At 63.7% G+C, this 13,638-nt stretch carries 14 protein-coding genes; all 14 read left to right on the forward strand.

Annotated elements, in window-relative coordinates; genetic code table 11:
* The first annotated feature begins 15 nt into the window (after positions 1-15).
* Positions 16-669 (forward strand): amino acid ABC transporter permease, encoded by a 654-nt coding sequence (locus tag AW06_RS00665; protein WP_034943953.1) that lies wholly within the window; start codon positions 16-18, stop codon positions 667-669.
* Between the two features lie 19 nt (positions 670-688).
* A complete protein-coding gene (locus AW06_RS00670; protein ID WP_034944084.1) occupies positions 689-1,441 on the forward strand; it encodes an amino acid ABC transporter ATP-binding protein in 753 nt (250 codons plus the stop codon).
* Positions 1,442-1,629: 188 nt separating this feature from the next.
* Positions 1,630-1,770: a hypothetical protein gene (locus tag AW06_RS19590; protein ID WP_171047405.1), complete on the forward strand. Its 141-nt coding sequence runs from the start codon at positions 1,630-1,632 to the stop codon at positions 1,768-1,770.
* A gap of 145 nt (positions 1,771-1,915) precedes the next feature.
* On the forward strand, positions 1,916-2,647 hold the full coding sequence (locus tag AW06_RS00675; protein WP_034943956.1) for a serine protease: 732 nt from the start codon (positions 1,916-1,918) through the stop codon (positions 2,645-2,647).
* A gap of 14 nt (positions 2,648-2,661) precedes the next feature.
* A complete protein-coding gene (locus AW06_RS00680) occupies positions 2,662-3,648 on the forward strand; it encodes a stage II sporulation protein M (RefSeq protein WP_034943959.1) in 987 nt (328 codons plus the stop codon).
* Entirely contained in the window at positions 3,638-5,125 is a 1,488-nt protein-coding gene (locus tag AW06_RS00685) for a hypothetical protein (protein ID WP_273704260.1), read from the forward strand. The genes AW06_RS00680 and AW06_RS00685 overlap by 11 nt, the downstream gene beginning before the upstream one ends.
* Positions 5,122-6,261, forward strand: coding sequence for a DUF4350 domain-containing protein (locus AW06_RS00690; RefSeq protein ID WP_034943965.1), 1,140 nt, complete (start codon positions 5,122-5,124; stop codon positions 6,259-6,261). The genes AW06_RS00685 and AW06_RS00690 overlap by 4 nt, the downstream gene beginning before the upstream one ends.
* Positions 6,262-6,271: 10 nt before the next feature.
* The gene (locus AW06_RS00695) at positions 6,272-7,261 is read left to right on the forward strand and encodes a MoxR family ATPase (RefSeq protein WP_034943968.1); all 990 of its coding nucleotides are present in this window, start codon (positions 6,272-6,274) and stop codon (positions 7,259-7,261) included.
* Between the two features lie 7 nt (positions 7,262-7,268).
* The gene (locus tag AW06_RS00700; RefSeq protein ID WP_034943971.1) at positions 7,269-8,576 is read left to right on the forward strand and encodes a DUF58 domain-containing protein; all 1,308 of its coding nucleotides are present in this window, start codon (positions 7,269-7,271) and stop codon (positions 8,574-8,576) included.
* A 96-nt stretch (positions 8,577-8,672) separates the two neighbouring features.
* Positions 8,673-9,461: a BPSS1780 family membrane protein gene (locus AW06_RS00705; protein ID WP_034943974.1), complete on the forward strand. Its 789-nt coding sequence runs from the start codon at positions 8,673-8,675 to the stop codon at positions 9,459-9,461.
* Positions 9,458-10,174: an RDD family protein gene (locus tag AW06_RS00710; protein WP_046534946.1), complete on the forward strand. Its 717-nt coding sequence runs from the start codon at positions 9,458-9,460 to the stop codon at positions 10,172-10,174. The genes AW06_RS00705 and AW06_RS00710 overlap by 4 nt, the downstream gene beginning before the upstream one ends.
* 55 nt (positions 10,175-10,229) lie before the next feature.
* A complete protein-coding gene (locus AW06_RS00715; RefSeq protein WP_034943977.1) occupies positions 10,230-10,625 on the forward strand; it encodes an MAPEG family protein in 396 nt (131 codons plus the stop codon).
* Between the two features lie 95 nt (positions 10,626-10,720).
* Positions 10,721-12,445, forward strand: a complete 1,725-nt coding sequence (locus AW06_RS00720; protein WP_273704261.1) for an ABC transporter transmembrane domain-containing protein — start codon at positions 10,721-10,723, stop codon at positions 12,443-12,445.
* Between the two features lie 190 nt (positions 12,446-12,635).
* Positions 12,636-13,520: a hypothetical protein gene (locus tag AW06_RS00725; RefSeq protein WP_273704262.1), complete on the forward strand. Its 885-nt coding sequence runs from the start codon at positions 12,636-12,638 to the stop codon at positions 13,518-13,520.
* Positions 13,521-13,638 lie beyond the last annotated feature (118 nt).

Raw genomic sequence — 13,638 nt, forward strand, 5'->3', positions numbered from 1 at the left:
GACCAGGCTGACTCCATGGACTACATCATCCAGATTCTCGGCCCGCTGCTCGCGGGGACGGCGGTGACGCTGCAGGTCTTCCTGCTGACCTTGCTGCTCTCGGTGCCGCTCGGGCTCGTCCTGGCGCTGCTGCGCGTCTCACACTTTCGGCTTGCGAGTAGCATCGTCAATGGCTATATCTGGCTGATGCGTGGCACGCCGCTGATGCTGCAGATGCTGTTCATCTACTTTGCCTTGCCCTTTGTGCCAGTGATCGGCGTACGCTTGCCGGATTTCCCGGCGGCGATCGTCGCTTTCGTCCTCAATTACGCCGCTTATTTTGCCGAAATCTTTCGCGCCGGCATCCAGTCGATCGAGCGTGGGCAGTACGAGGCGGCCAGGGTGCTCGGCCTGACGTATGGCCAGACCATGCGCCGCATCGTCCTGCCGCAGGTCGTCAAACGCATCCTGCCGCCGATGAGCAACGAAACCATTACCCTAGTCAAGGATACTTCGCTGATCTATGTGTTGGCGATGAACGACCTCTTGCGCGCCGCGCGGGGGATCGTCCAGCGCGATTTCACGACCATGCCCTTCGTCGTCGCCGCCGCCTTCTACCTGCTGATGACGCTGGCCCTGACCTGGGGATTCAACTACCTGGAAAAGCGACATGCCGTCTACGACGAATAAGCTGTCCGGCGTGCTGCCGATGATCGTCGCACGTGATATCCGCAAGCGTTTTGGCGTCGTCGATGTCCTCAAGGGTGTCTCGCTAGAAGTCGACCGGGGTGACGTCGTTGCGGTCATCGGCCCGTCGGGGTCGGGCAAGAGCACCTTTCTGCGCTGCCTCAACCACCTCGAGAGCATCGATTCCGGTGCCGTCGTGATCGCGGGCGAAACGCTGGTGAGTACTGACGCCGCCGGTGTCTGCCGCTACGCGCAGGATACCGAGCTGCGCCGCATCTGCCGCAAGATGGGAATGGTTTTCCAGCAGTTCAATCTGTTTCCGCACCTCACCGTACTGCAGAACATCATCGAAGCACCGATCACCGTCAAGGGTCTGGCGCGAGCGACGATCATTCCCAAAGCCGAGGAATTGCTGCGCAAGGTCGGCCTGCTCGACAAGCGTGACAGTTATCCATCACGCCTTTCTGGCGGCCAGAAACAGCGCGTCGCCATCGCTCGAGCACTGGCCATGGAACCCGACATCATGCTCTTCGACGAGCCGACTTCGGCGCTCGACCCAGAACTCACCGGCGAAGTCCTGCGCAGCATGCGCCAGCTTGCCGAAGAGCACATGACGATGCTTGTGGTGACCCACGAAATGGCTTTCGCCCGCGAGGTGTCGACCAACGTCGTCTTCATGGACGAAGGCGAGATCGTCGAGGCGCGTCCGGCGGGCGAAATGTTTGCGAGTCCGGAGCATCCGCGTACGCAGGCTTTTCTCGAACATATGCTGTAAAGCGAAGCAAGATGCCTGATCAAACCGGGTGTGAAGAAATGTGTCTTCCGTATTGGGCGGCAATACGTCCGGCGGAAAGGCAGGAGTGAAAGCTTCGGCTGGGGTGTCGGCTTCCGTCGGGCTAAGCTGATCTACGTGACTTAAACCGTTGTATGCTAGGGAGGTTGCCACTCTGAAGGAGCATTGCCATGACTCTGTGTCCAATCGCCATTGTTGCCGGTTGCAAGAAATGTCCGGCGTTTTCGATCTGCCCGCTGAAAACGGTGCTCGGCGATGCGCCGAAGCAGGATGCCTCGCCGCCCAGCCCGGAAGGCGAGAACAAGAAGTAGTCGGTTGCGCTGAAGGCGTGTCACGGGTAGCGCACAGATCGGGTTGGCGCAGCGTAAGCAGATACCTCATACCCTACAGTGATGGCAAGACCAGCATTCAATCAATCAACCCCGTTCATCTTCCGGATTCAAGTTTTCATGTTCCATGTTTGACACCATTCTGCTCACCGCTGCGCGCATCTGCACTTTCGAGCAGCAGTGGCCTCTGACGAACGCGAGTGGGTTTTTCTTCGCGCGCGACCAGCGACTGTTTCTGGTGACCAGCCGGCATGTGCTGCTCGACAAGCCGAGCCGGCATTTCCCCAGTCGTATCGAGATCGAGTTACACATCGACCCGAACAACCTGGCCGGGTCGACGAGGTTCTCGATTCCGCTGTACAACGGGGGAAAAAGCCTTTGGCGGCAGGGACTGGACACAGCTGGGGACATCGACGTGGCGGTGATCGAGATCGACCGCAGCGCCCTGCCGGCCGCGACTCTCTATCGCGCCTTCACTCCTGGGCATCTGCCCGCCTGCGGGGACGCCGTCGAGGTCGGCAGTTCGTTGCTGGTGGTCGGTTTTCCACTCGGCTTCCACGACACCCTGCACCACATGCCGGTGGTTCGGCAAGCAGTGCTGTCATCGTCATTCGGCCTGCGCTTCAAGGGCGAAGGGTACTTTCTGACCGATGCGCGTACGCACCGCGGCACCAGCGGCGCAGCGGTCGTCATGCGCACCTACGGCCAGGATCCGACGCGCGGCGATCTGCCGTGGCTACTGCTCGGTATTCATTCGGCGCGGCTCGACGTCGGCGGTCGAGACCGCAAGCTCGATGAAGCGCTGGGCCTCAATTGCGCCTGGTATGCCGACATCCTGATGACGCTGACCGCTTACTGATTGCGTACTGCCTTGTGAAGGAACGCCAATACATTGCTCGCCGGCAGGCAGAATGGCAGGCTTGGGACCGCTGGCTGGCGCCAGCGAAACGGCCTGTCGCTGCCATGCCGGAGCTGCTCGCCATCGATCCTGCCGGCTTGCCGCAGCGCTTTCGCCGCCTGTGCCATGACCTGGCGCTGGTACGTGACCGGAATTATTCGGCGACGCTGGCCGAGGAGCTGCAACAGCGCGTGCTGGCTGTCCATCAGTACATCTACGGAGCTGCAAAGCCCGAAGGCAATGCCTTGCTCAGTTTCTTCGCCGGCGATTTGCCGGTGCTGGTGCGCGGCGAGTGGCGGGTCGTTGTCGCCGCGATGCTGCTTCTGCTGGGGCCCCTGCTGGCAATGCTGATGGCCATTCAGGTCTGGCCCGATGCTGCTTTCCTGCTGCTCTCACCGGATACCGTCAGCGAGATCGAAGAGATGTACTCGCCGGCGGCCCCGCACTTCGGCCGTCCACGCACAGCGTCGAGCGAGTGGGCGATGTGGGCTTTCTATATCGGCCACAATGTGCGCATCGATTTTCAGTCATTCGCCGGTGGCATCGCCTTTGGTCTCGGCACGGTATTCTATCTGCTCTACAACGGCCTCTACATCGGGGCGATTGCCGGTCATCTGACGCAGATCGGCCTGGTCGAGACGTTCTGGGGTTTTGTCGCCGGCCACAGCGCTTTCGAATTGACCGGCGCGGTGCTTGCCGGCGCTGCCGGACTGAAGCTCGGGATGGCGCTACTTGCGCCAGGTCTCCGGACGCGCCTGGTGGCCTTGCAGGAGAACGGCCGCGTTGCGGTGAGGCTGCTTTATGGCGCGGCGGCATTGACCTTTCTGGCCGCATTCATCGAGGCTTTCTGGTCGCCTCTGCGCGGCTTGCCGCTGGCAGTCAAGATTGCGGTCGGTTGCGCTTTCTGGTTACTCACCGGCGCCTATCTGCTGCTGGCTGGACGCCGATCCCGTGCAACTTGAGCAGATGACCGTCCGGTTGCGCCGGCGCAGCCCCTGGGAGGCGCTGGATCTAGGGCGTGTGCTGTTGCGCCACTGGAGCGGTCGGGTCTACCGCGCCTGGTTCGCGACCTATTGGCCGGTCGGGGTCGTCATTCTGCTCGTCATGTGGCCGTGGCCGGAATACGCGATGCTCGTGCTGTGGTGGCTGAAGCCACTGTTCGACCGGGTACTGCTATTCGTTTTCAGCCGTTCGGTCTTCGGCGACGAGTGTCGCATGCGCGACCTGCTGCGCGCACTGCCGCGGCTGCTGCGCGGGCCGGGCGTCGTCTCCGGCCTGACGCTGCGCCGCGGCAGCCTGGCACGCTCGCTGCTGCTGCCGGTATGGCAGCTCGAGCAGCAGACCGGCGCGCGCGCGCGTGCGCGTTTCCGGCTGTTGTCGAGGCGCTGCCGGGCGCAGGCTGTCTGGCTGACCTTCTTTTGCGCCAACATGTCAACGATTCTTCTGGTTTCGATCGTGATCGTGCTGCTGGTGCTGGTACCGGGAAATGGGCAGGATCTGTCGCCCTGGCAGTGGTTCGGGGGCGAGCGCTCGACTGCCGGGTATTTCGCCGGCAACCTGATGTTCATGCTTGCCGAAACGGTGGTCGAGCCGCTCTATGTGGCCTCGGGGTTTTCGCTCTATCTGAACCGGCGCAGCGAACTCGAAGCCTGGGATATCGAGCTTGCATTCCGACGCCTGGCCGAGCGGCAGTCTCCGACAGCCATCACGACATCGCTGCTGGTAGTTTTCCTGGCACTGGCGGTGCCGCCAGCGGCACCCGTGCATGCCGAAGAAGTGCCGCAGCCGCCCAGCATGGCCAGGCAGACGATCGACGCAGTCCTCGCCGATCCGGTTTTCGGTCAGGTCAAGAACGACTTGCGTTGGCGTTGGCGCTGGCAGCCGTCGAGTTCGCCTGTTGACAACCTCGATGACCATCAGAGCAACTGGATCATGGGAATCTTGCGGATCCTCGAAATCCTCGCCGAGTGGCTCAGGAGCCTGCTCTGGATCTTCTCCGGCTTCGCTTTGGCGGCGGCGATATTTCTGGTGCTTCGCCATCGGCAGGCCGGATTGCGCGTGCGCACTGCACCCATGGCTCCGGAGTTTCTGTTCGGTCTCGACCTGCGCCCCACTTCCCTGCCGGCGGATGTGGCGGCGGCGGCGCACGCGGCGCTGGATCAGGGCGATAGCGTCGAAGCGTTGAGTCTGCTCTACCGCGGTGCTCTGGTTGCCCTGATGCATCAGCGGCAGATCGACTTTGCCTCTGGAGACACCGAAAACGACTGCCTGCGCCGCATCGCCGGGCGCGTCCCCGAGGCGCTTGACCGGCGTTTCAATGCGATCGTCGAGACCTGGCGGATGGCGGCCTACGGCCGCCTGTCGATCCCGGTCGAGCGAATCGAGGAACTGCTGGCAGGCTGGGATGTCCTGTTCGGCAAGCCGGCGTCACGACCATGACGCGCCGCCAGCGCATGGCATCGATCTTCGCCCTCGTCATGCTGGCACTGTTCGCTGGCTGGCTGGGCAACCATCTCGAACGGGTGCCGGTCACCTACCGCGAAGCGCCGCAGGCCGAGGCCCGGCGTAATCCTTATCTGGCGCTCGAACGCTTCACCATGCGCATGGGTGGCCAACTGACACGGCAATCGGACGCGCGCGTCATCGATCGGCTGCCGGCGGGCGGTACGCTGTTTCTCGATCGCCAGCGCGCACATCGGCTGCCGCCCGAGCGCTTGCATCGCCTGCTCGCCTGGGTCGAGGACGGCGGCTACCTGATCGCTGTCGCCGAACGTCCTGGCGTCGCCGATCCGCTGCTCGACAGCCTCGGGGTGAGGCACTCCGAGACACTTCCGGAAGCGCCGCGCGCGCAGCAGCGCGTACTTGAAGTGACACTGCCCGGCATGCTCCGACCGCTGCGGATCGACGCTAGCTGGCAACACCTGGAGGCCGGCGGGCGGCAACCGGACTGGTCGGCCGGCGAGAATGCGGACGGGGTCGGGAAACAGATCCTGCATTTCAACCTCGGTCGTGGGCACCTGACGATCGCCAGCGAGCTTGACCGGCAATTGAGCAACCAGCGCATCGGCGCGATGGATCATGCCGAACTCTTCTGGACACTGCTCGGCGAGCATGACCGCTCGTCACCGCCGCAGGTTCTGTTGCTGTCGCGTCTGCAGATGCCGACCCTTTTGGACTGGCTACTGGACAATGCCGGGGCAGCGTGCGTCGCTGCGGCAACGCTGCTCGTCCTCTGGCTTTGGCGCATCGTTCCGCGCTTCGGGAGAGCGCAGCCGGAGGTGCCGCCGGCGAGCCGCGAACTACGCGAACACCTGGCTGCCGTCGCTCGCTACCTGTGGCGGTCGGGTGCGCTGGCGACGCTGCTGGTCCCCGCGCGCGAGCATTTTCGCAACCGCCTCGCGCTGCGTCAGCCGGGCATCGCCGCTCATCCCACCAGGATACAGGTTACCGCCCTGGCGGCCCTCACCGGCCTGTCGGCGGAGCGCATCGCCGCCGCCCTCGATGGCCGGGTCGATGCCCCGCACGCATTTACCGATGCCCTGCGCACCCTGCGCGACCTCGAACGTCAGCTCTGAGAACCCCGCCATGAATACCCCCGTGCCGGTTCTGCCGGCAGAAAAACTCCAACAGGCACGACAACTGCTGAGTGCGCTGCGCACCGAAATCGCCAAGGCGGTGATCGGCCAGCAGGCGGTCATCGACGAAGTGCTGATCGGTTTGCTGGCCGATGCGCATGTGCTCATCGAGGGTGTTCCGGGTCTCGGCAAGACGCTGCTGGTGAAAGTTCTGGCCAGAACCTTCGGCGGTCAGACCCGGCGCATTCAGTTCACCCCCGACCTGATGCCCTCCGATGTGGTCGGCCACACGCTGTTCGACGCGGTGACGGCCAATTTCGTCACTCGCCAGGGGCCGGTGTTTACGCATTTGTTGCTTGCCGACGAGATCAACCGGGCGCCCGCCAAGACGCAGGCGGCACTTCTCGAAGCGATGCAGGAGAAACAGGTCACCCTGGAAGGGAAAAGCTCACCCTTGCCGCGCCCGTTCATGGTCCTGGCGACCCAGAATCCGATCGAACAGGAAGGCACTTACCCATTGCCGGAAGCGCAGCTCGACCGTTTTCTGTTCAAGATCCGCATCGATTACCCGAGCGAGGAGGAGGAAGTGGCATTGACCCGGCAGGTGACGAGGGCGAGAACCGGCGGTGACCTCGACGTCGAGGCGGTCGCCACGCTGATCCAGCCGGCAACGGTGGTTGGCCTGCAGCAATGGACGGCGCATGTCACCGTCGACGAGCGCGTCGTTGCTTATGCCGTGGCTATCGTTCGTGCCAGTCGCGGAACACCGGGGCTGGCAAGTGGCGCCGGTCCACGTGGCCCGATCGCGCTGGTGCGGGCAGCACGGGCGCGGGCACTGATGGCCGGGCGGGGTTTCACCACGCCCGACGACATCAAGGCGGTGGCGCTGCCGGCGCTGCGCCACCGCGTGACGCCGGCCGCCGAGGCAGAGATCGAAGGGCTCAGCGCCGACGACCTGCTGTGCGCGTTGCTCGAACGTGTGCCGGCGCCGCGGACCTGACGGTCAAATGCTGCTTCCCGACCGCAGATTGCTGTTTGCTGCCGGGCTGTGGCTGTGGCTGGGTCTGGCGGTGGCCGTCGTGCCGAGCCTGCTGGCCCTCTGGCAGGCGGCAGCGGCAACGCTGTTCGGCCTGGCCGCTGCCGACGCGCTAAGCGCCTGGCGCCATCGCGGCCGCATCGCCGTGCAGCGCGACCTCTCGCATGCCATGCCGGTCGGAACCTGGCAGAACGTTGGCCTGCGCCTTCACTGCGATTCAGGGAAGGCTACCGGCTGGCTGATCGACCGGCACCCGACAGCTTTCCTCAGCGAGGGCCTGCCACTGCGCTTCACGGTCACCGCCGATCGCTGCCTGCGCGTCGCCTACCGGGTTTCGGTGAGCGAGCGCGGCCGGCAAGTGTTCGAAGGCGTCAGCCTGCGCTGCTCGTCGCCGCTGCGCCTGTGGTTGCTGCAAGAAAGCGTCGTAGAGCAGGACGTGGTGCGGGTCTTCCCGAATTTCGCGCGCATTGCACATTACACGCTGCTGGCGACCGATCACCGCCTGTCGCAGATCGGTATCCTGCAGCGTCGGCGGCGTGGCGAGGGAATGGAGTTCCAGCAGTTGCGCGACTATCGTCAGGACGACTCGCCGCGGCAGATCGACTGGAAAGCCAGTTCCCGCGTCGGCCGCCTGATCTCGCGTGCATACGCCGATGAACGCGACCAGCAGATCGTCTTTCTGCTGGATTGTGGTGTCCGGATGCGTTCTCGCGACGGTGAGCTTTCGCATTTCGACCACACCCTCGACGCCTTGCTTATGCTCGCCTGGGTTGCCCTGCGCCAGGGCGACGCCGTGGGACTGGCAACCTTTGGCCACCCCACACCGCGCGTGCTGCCGCCGCGCAAGTCATTGGCGACCCTGCAAGCGATGATGAATGCAGTTTACGACCTGCAACCGTCACTGCAGGTGCCCGACTATCTGAGCGCCAGTGAAACCCTCAGCCAGCGCCTGCGCAAACGGGCGTTGGTGATTCTGGTCACCAACCTTCGCGACGAGGATGACGACACGCTGCTGCCGGCAGTCGAACAGTTGCGGCGCCGTCATGCGGTGAGCGTTGCCAGCCTGCGCGAAGCGGTACTCGACGAGTTGCTCGAAGCGCCGGTCAATGATTTTGAAGCCGCGCTGGTACGCGCTGCCGGCATTGAATACTTGCAGACGAGGCGGCGGCAGGTGGCGCTGTTGCGACACGGTGGCGTCGAAGTTCTCGACGTCGCTGCGCGCCAACTGCCGGTGGCGCTGATCAATCACTACTGGGCCAGAAAGCGTTCTGGCGCGTGATAGTATGCGCCGTGTGATCATTGCCGCCGGGCAAAGAAACCGGTTGCCCGATCGCGAAGAATCGTGACTCCACTATTTTGACGGCAGGGGGCCGCAATGCAGATCGACGACAATCCGTTCAGGCGACCTTCTGCGCGGCTGTATGACTACAGTGAAAGCAACTTTGGCACTTTCATTCCCGAGGGCCGGCTGGTGTCGGCCGGGAGCGGTTTGCAGTGGTTGTTGCGCGGCTGGGAGATGTTCCGCACTGCGCCGGGCACCTGGATCGGCATTGCCGTTGCCTTCATGGCGGTGATGCTGATCGCCGGGATGCTCCCGCTCCTGAACATCCTCGCCAACCTGCTGATCCCGGTATTCATCGGCGGCATCAGCGTGGGCTGTCGTGCCATTGAAGAGGGCGAGGGAATTCGCTTCGAACACCTGTTTGCCGGTTTTTCGCGTCAACCGGGAGGTTTGCTGATGGTCGGGCTGCTCTACCTGCTGGCTTTGTTGGTGGTCGCCGTCGCGGTCGGCATCATTGCCACCGTCACCGGAATCGCCGCGCTGGCGACGATCGGTCTCGACGGCGCCGGGAGTACCGCCGCGTGGGCCGTTGTGGTTTCCTTTCTGGCCATGATCCTGGTGTTCGCGCCATTGGCCATGGCAGTCTGGCTGGCGCCGCCATTGTTGCTCTTTCACGAGTTGTCCGCTTATCAGGCGATCAAGACCGGCGTCCTCGTTGCACTACGCAATTTCCCGTCGTTTCTGGTCTACGTCCTGTTGGTGCTGGTCGCCGCAGTGCTGGCCAGCCTGCCGCTGCTGCTCGGCTGGCTGGTGCTGCTGCCGGTGCTCTATGCTTCGCTGTACGCGGCCTACCGGGAGCTGTTCTTCGCCGAACATCGATGACCGTTGTGCTTGCCGCCCCGCTGGACAGCCTCCGCCGCATCGCCACGCCCGAAGGCTGCGAGATCGAACTGCGGGTGGCTGGACCGTTCACGCGCGCGCGTGCCTGGATTCTCGATTTTCTGCTCCGCCTGGGACTCTGGCTGTTGCTGGCGATGGCTGCCGGGCAGATCGGCGATTTCGGCATTGGCCTGCTGTTGCTCGGTGCATTCCTGCTCGAGTGGGGGTATCCGATCATATTCGAGGTGTATCGCCACGGCCAGACGCCGGGCAAGAAAGCCTGCGGCCTGGCGGTCGTCCATGACGATGGTTGCCCCGTCGGCTGGAGTGCCGCGTTCATCCGCAACACGCTGCGCAGCGTCGATTTCCTGCCGCTGCTCTACGCTGCTGGTTTCGTCACCAGCCTGCTTAATGCCGAGGGTAAACGCCTGGGCGACCTGGCTGCCGGTACGCTGGTGGTGCATGTTGATGGCGCTACACGCCGGCCAGCCAGTGCTGGTAGCGAGTTCGGCAGCGAAGCCCCCCCCTGTGTGCTGACACGCGAAGAACAGCTGGCGATCATCGAGTACAGCCAGCGCGCCGCGCTGCTGACACCCGAGAGGGCAGCCGAACTGGCCGTCGCCGCCGGGCCGCTGAGTGCTGGTCTCGACGGTGAGGCAGCGCGGCGGCGTCTGCTGCGCATCGGCAACTTCCTGCTCGGGAGTCAGGTATCTTGAATCTTCCCGGCTTCCCGCTGTCTTTGCCTGCTCTGCCCTGATACGGATCGACCTCATGAATGCTTATCCAGGACCGGCTCTGGTCACTCTCGCCACGGCGCTGCTGTTGTTCGCCTGTGCGGCCTATGTCGGCCGCTGCCGCATCCAGTTCGGCATCCAGGCGCCGGCAACCAGTGGTCACCCGCAATTCGAGATCGCTTATCGGATCCAGTTGAACACCCTCGAGAATACAGTGGCTTTCCTGCCGGTACTGTGGGTGTTCGCGATCTTCCTGTCGAGCCTCTGGGCGACGGGGATCGGATGCGTCTGGCTGTTGGGCCGGGTCTGGTATGCCAGGGCCTATGCATGCGATCCGAAGACGCGCGGCAAGGGCTTCCTGGTATCGATGCTTGCCTTCGGCGCCTTGGCCCTCGGCGGTGCCTGGGGTGTACTGCGTGGGCTGCTCGTCTGAACCAAGAACCTTCCTGGCCCACGTCAACCGACGACGGCGCGCAACCACTGCGACCGGCACGCAAACTGCGGCCGCTGCGCACGCTGCTGCCCTACGTGGCCCGCTACCGTGGGCAGGTCGCACTGGCCTTGGTGTTCCTGCTGCTCGCCGCCAGCGCGACGCTGGCGCTGCCCTACGCCGTGAAACTGCTGGTCGACGGCGGTCTCGCGGCGCCGGCTGGCTGGTCGCTCGACGCTCGACTGCCGGCAATTCGCGACCATTTCATCGTTTTGTTCGCCGTCGCGGTAGTACTCGGGCTGGCGACCGCCGCACGTTTCTACATGGTGAGCTGGATCGGCGAGCGGGTGACCACCGATTTGCGGCAGGCGGTCTATGCGCATGTGCTGCGGCAGAGTCCGCAGTTCTTCGAGACCCTGAAGACTGGTGAAGTGCTGTCGCGGTTGACCACCGACACGACGGTGATTCACAGCGCCGTTGGTTCGAGCATCAGCATGGGCCTGCGCAACCTGGTGTTGCTGGTTGGCGGGTTGGCCATGCTGGTTACCACGACGCCGCGGCTGATGCTGACGGTGGCGGTGATCATCGTGCTGGTGGTGTTGCCGGCGGCGCTCATCGCTCGTCGCGTGCGCAAGCTCTCGCGTGCCAGCCAGGATCGCATTGCCGATACCAGTGGCATCGCCGGCGAAATCCTCAATGCCATTCCTGTGGTCCAGAGCTACACCCAGGAAAGCGCCGAGACGATACGCTTTGCGGCTGCCAACGAACAGGCCTTTGCCACCTCGATCCGCCGCAGCGGTACGCGCTCGCTGCTCACCGCCTTCGTCATCATCGGCGTCTTTGCCTCACTGCTCTACGGCATGTACGGCGGCGTCCAGGCGGTACTTGCCGGCCAGATCAGTGCTGGCCAACTGAGCCAGACGGCGCTCTATGTAATGGTTGTCGCCGGCAGCGTGGCGGTGCTGGCCGAGGTGTGGGGCGATCTGCTGCGCGCTTCGGGGGCCACTGAAAGGTTGATGGAACTGCTCGGTGCACGCTCGCCGATCACCGAGCCGGCGCGACCCATCGCCCTGCCGGCAGCCGCGGCAGGCCTGCAGGTGAGCTTCTGCGGGGTACGCTTCGCCTACCCGTCACGCCCGGCACAAGTGGTGTTGCAAGGGCTCGATTTCACCATCGAGGCCGGACAGACGGTTGCCCTGGTCGGCCCTTCGGGCGCCGGCAAGACGACCCTCTTCCAATTGCTGCAACGTTTCTACGACGTTGATGCGGGGTCTGTCCGGATTGATGGCATCGACCTGCGGCGTGCGCGCCTGGCCGAGTTGCGCGCGCGCATCGCGGTGGTGCCACAGGAGGCGGTGATCTTCTCGGGCAGCATTGCCGACAACATCCGCTACGGCAAACCTGTCGCCTCCGATGAGGAAACCTATGCCGCTGCGCGCGCTGCCTTCGTCGATGAATTCGTGCAGCGGCTGCCCGGCGGCTACGCCACTTTCGTCGGTGAACGCGGTGTCCGCCTGTCCGGCGGCCAGCGCCAGCGCATCGCCATTGCGCGTGCGATATTGAAGAACGCGCCACTGTTATTGCTCGACGAAGCAACCAGCAGCCTCGACGCCGAAAGCGAACGCGTCGTGCAGGCCGCGCTCGAAGCCGCGATGGCCGGGCGAACGACCATCGTCATTGCGCATCGCCTGGCCACCGTGCAACGCGCCGACCGGATCATCGTTCTTGACCAGGGTCGGGTCATCGAGGTTGGCACGCACGCGTCGCTGGTCGAGCGCTGCGGCTTGTATGCTCGCTTGGCGGCGCTACAGTTCGGCACTTGACTTGACTTGACTTGAAGAGACTGGCTGCGGTGTGCATCGGCAAGCGCGGTTTAAGGCTCAATTCAGCCTGCGTATGCAGGATCCCATGGCTTAGGATACGCTCCGATCCCTCTCGGGGCGCATGTTCGGAGAGGAAAACGCATGCAGTCAGCTGTCCACTATCGTGGCAGGATCCAATACGACACCTCCGATGAATAGAATGACTGCCACGCCGTTTTCGTCGACATGTAGGAAGCAGGGGCTATGGCTGACAGCGCTGCTGGCCGTGCTACTCGGCGGCTTCTTTGGATGGCAGCATTTCGCCCCGGTGACGGTCGCGGATGGCTGGTCATTCCGGGTTTACCTCGACGGAATTCCGCATGTCAGCGCCCTAGCGAAAGACCGGGAGGGTGCCTTATACATCAGCAAGGAACTCGGCAATGGGCGCGGCATTCTGTTCAGCCGTGCAGCCGATGCCAGCCTGACCCAGATAGTGGTCGGGCTGTCCAAGCCAGACGGGCTGGTGGCGTTTCGAGAGGGCATCGTGATCAGTCAGGAAGAAGGCGATCTACCGGTGCTCTGGTTGCATGGCGGCCAAATGGACACCTTATTCCAGGGTCGAAGTGTCGAAGGTCTCGCCACTGATGGCCAGTCTCTGTACGCCGTCGAAGATCGGAAGGGTGACGGGCGTCTGTTGCGCTTCGACCCGCTCACCAGGGTGTTGACTGTCTTGCGCAGCGGTCTCAGCGAGGCGGAGGGCGTCGCGATTTGTCCCGACGGGCAGTTGTTCTACGCTGAAAAGGGAAAACGCTGGGTCAAGCGGTGGCAGGCAGACGGCGCCGACGTGCTGGTCCTCGAACAGCTCAACGCGCCGGGTTTTCTGATGTGCAACGATGAAGGGCTGTGGATCACCGAAGATGCCACGCATCGGGCACGCCTGCTGCTGCTCGACAGGACCGGATCGTTGCAGACCATCCTGAGCGGTCTGCATTCGGGGCAAACCGTTCTGTCGCTGGCACCGGGCCATCTGTTGCTTGCCGAGCAGGGCCGCGGTCGGGTTCTTGAAGTCGAGCGCCTACCCATCCCCTCCAGATGAACGCCAGAAGCGCCGGGGAGCGGCTTGCCTGGACGAAGGTGCTGCTTCCGGGTTCGTCGCCGATATCGTATCGCTCAATCTTATTGGAAGCGATACGCCGCATCATTGAAGACGCATA

This window comes from Candidatus Accumulibacter cognatus, assembly GCF_000584975.1.
GTDB classification, from domain to species: Bacteria; Pseudomonadota; Gammaproteobacteria; order Burkholderiales; family Rhodocyclaceae; genus Accumulibacter; species Accumulibacter cognatus.

Excerpts from the sequence above, each read along its gene's own strand:
- AW06_RS00715 (WP_034943977.1), top strand. The coding sequence starts at position 10,230 with ATGAATGCTTATCCAGGACCGGCTCTGGTCACTCTCGCCACGGCGCTG.
- AW06_RS00670 (WP_034944084.1), top strand. The coding sequence starts at position 689 with ATGATCGTCGCACGTGATATCCGCAAGCGTTTTGGCGTCGTCGATGTC.
- AW06_RS00690 (WP_034943965.1), top strand. The coding sequence starts at position 5,122 with ATGACGCGCCGCCAGCGCATGGCATCGATCTTCGCCCTCGTCATGCTG.
- AW06_RS00700 (WP_034943971.1), top strand. The coding sequence starts at position 7,269 with ATGCTGCTTCCCGACCGCAGATTGCTGTTTGCTGCCGGGCTGTGGCTG.
- AW06_RS00665 (WP_034943953.1), top strand. The coding sequence starts at position 16 with ATGGACTACATCATCCAGATTCTCGGCCCGCTGCTCGCGGGGACGGCG.
- AW06_RS00675 (WP_034943956.1), top strand. The coding sequence starts at position 1,916 with ATGTTTGACACCATTCTGCTCACCGCTGCGCGCATCTGCACTTTCGAG.
- AW06_RS19590 (WP_171047405.1), top strand. The coding sequence starts at position 1,630 with ATGACTCTGTGTCCAATCGCCATTGTTGCCGGTTGCAAGAAATGTCCG.
- AW06_RS00695 (WP_034943968.1), top strand. The coding sequence starts at position 6,272 with ATGAATACCCCCGTGCCGGTTCTGCCGGCAGAAAAACTCCAACAGGCA.
- AW06_RS00710 (WP_046534946.1), top strand. The coding sequence starts at position 9,458 with ATGACCGTTGTGCTTGCCGCCCCGCTGGACAGCCTCCGCCGCATCGCC.
- AW06_RS00705 (WP_034943974.1), top strand. The coding sequence starts at position 8,673 with ATGCAGATCGACGACAATCCGTTCAGGCGACCTTCTGCGCGGCTGTAT.
- AW06_RS00725 (WP_273704262.1), top strand. The coding sequence starts at position 12,636 with ATGAATAGAATGACTGCCACGCCGTTTTCGTCGACATGTAGGAAGCAG.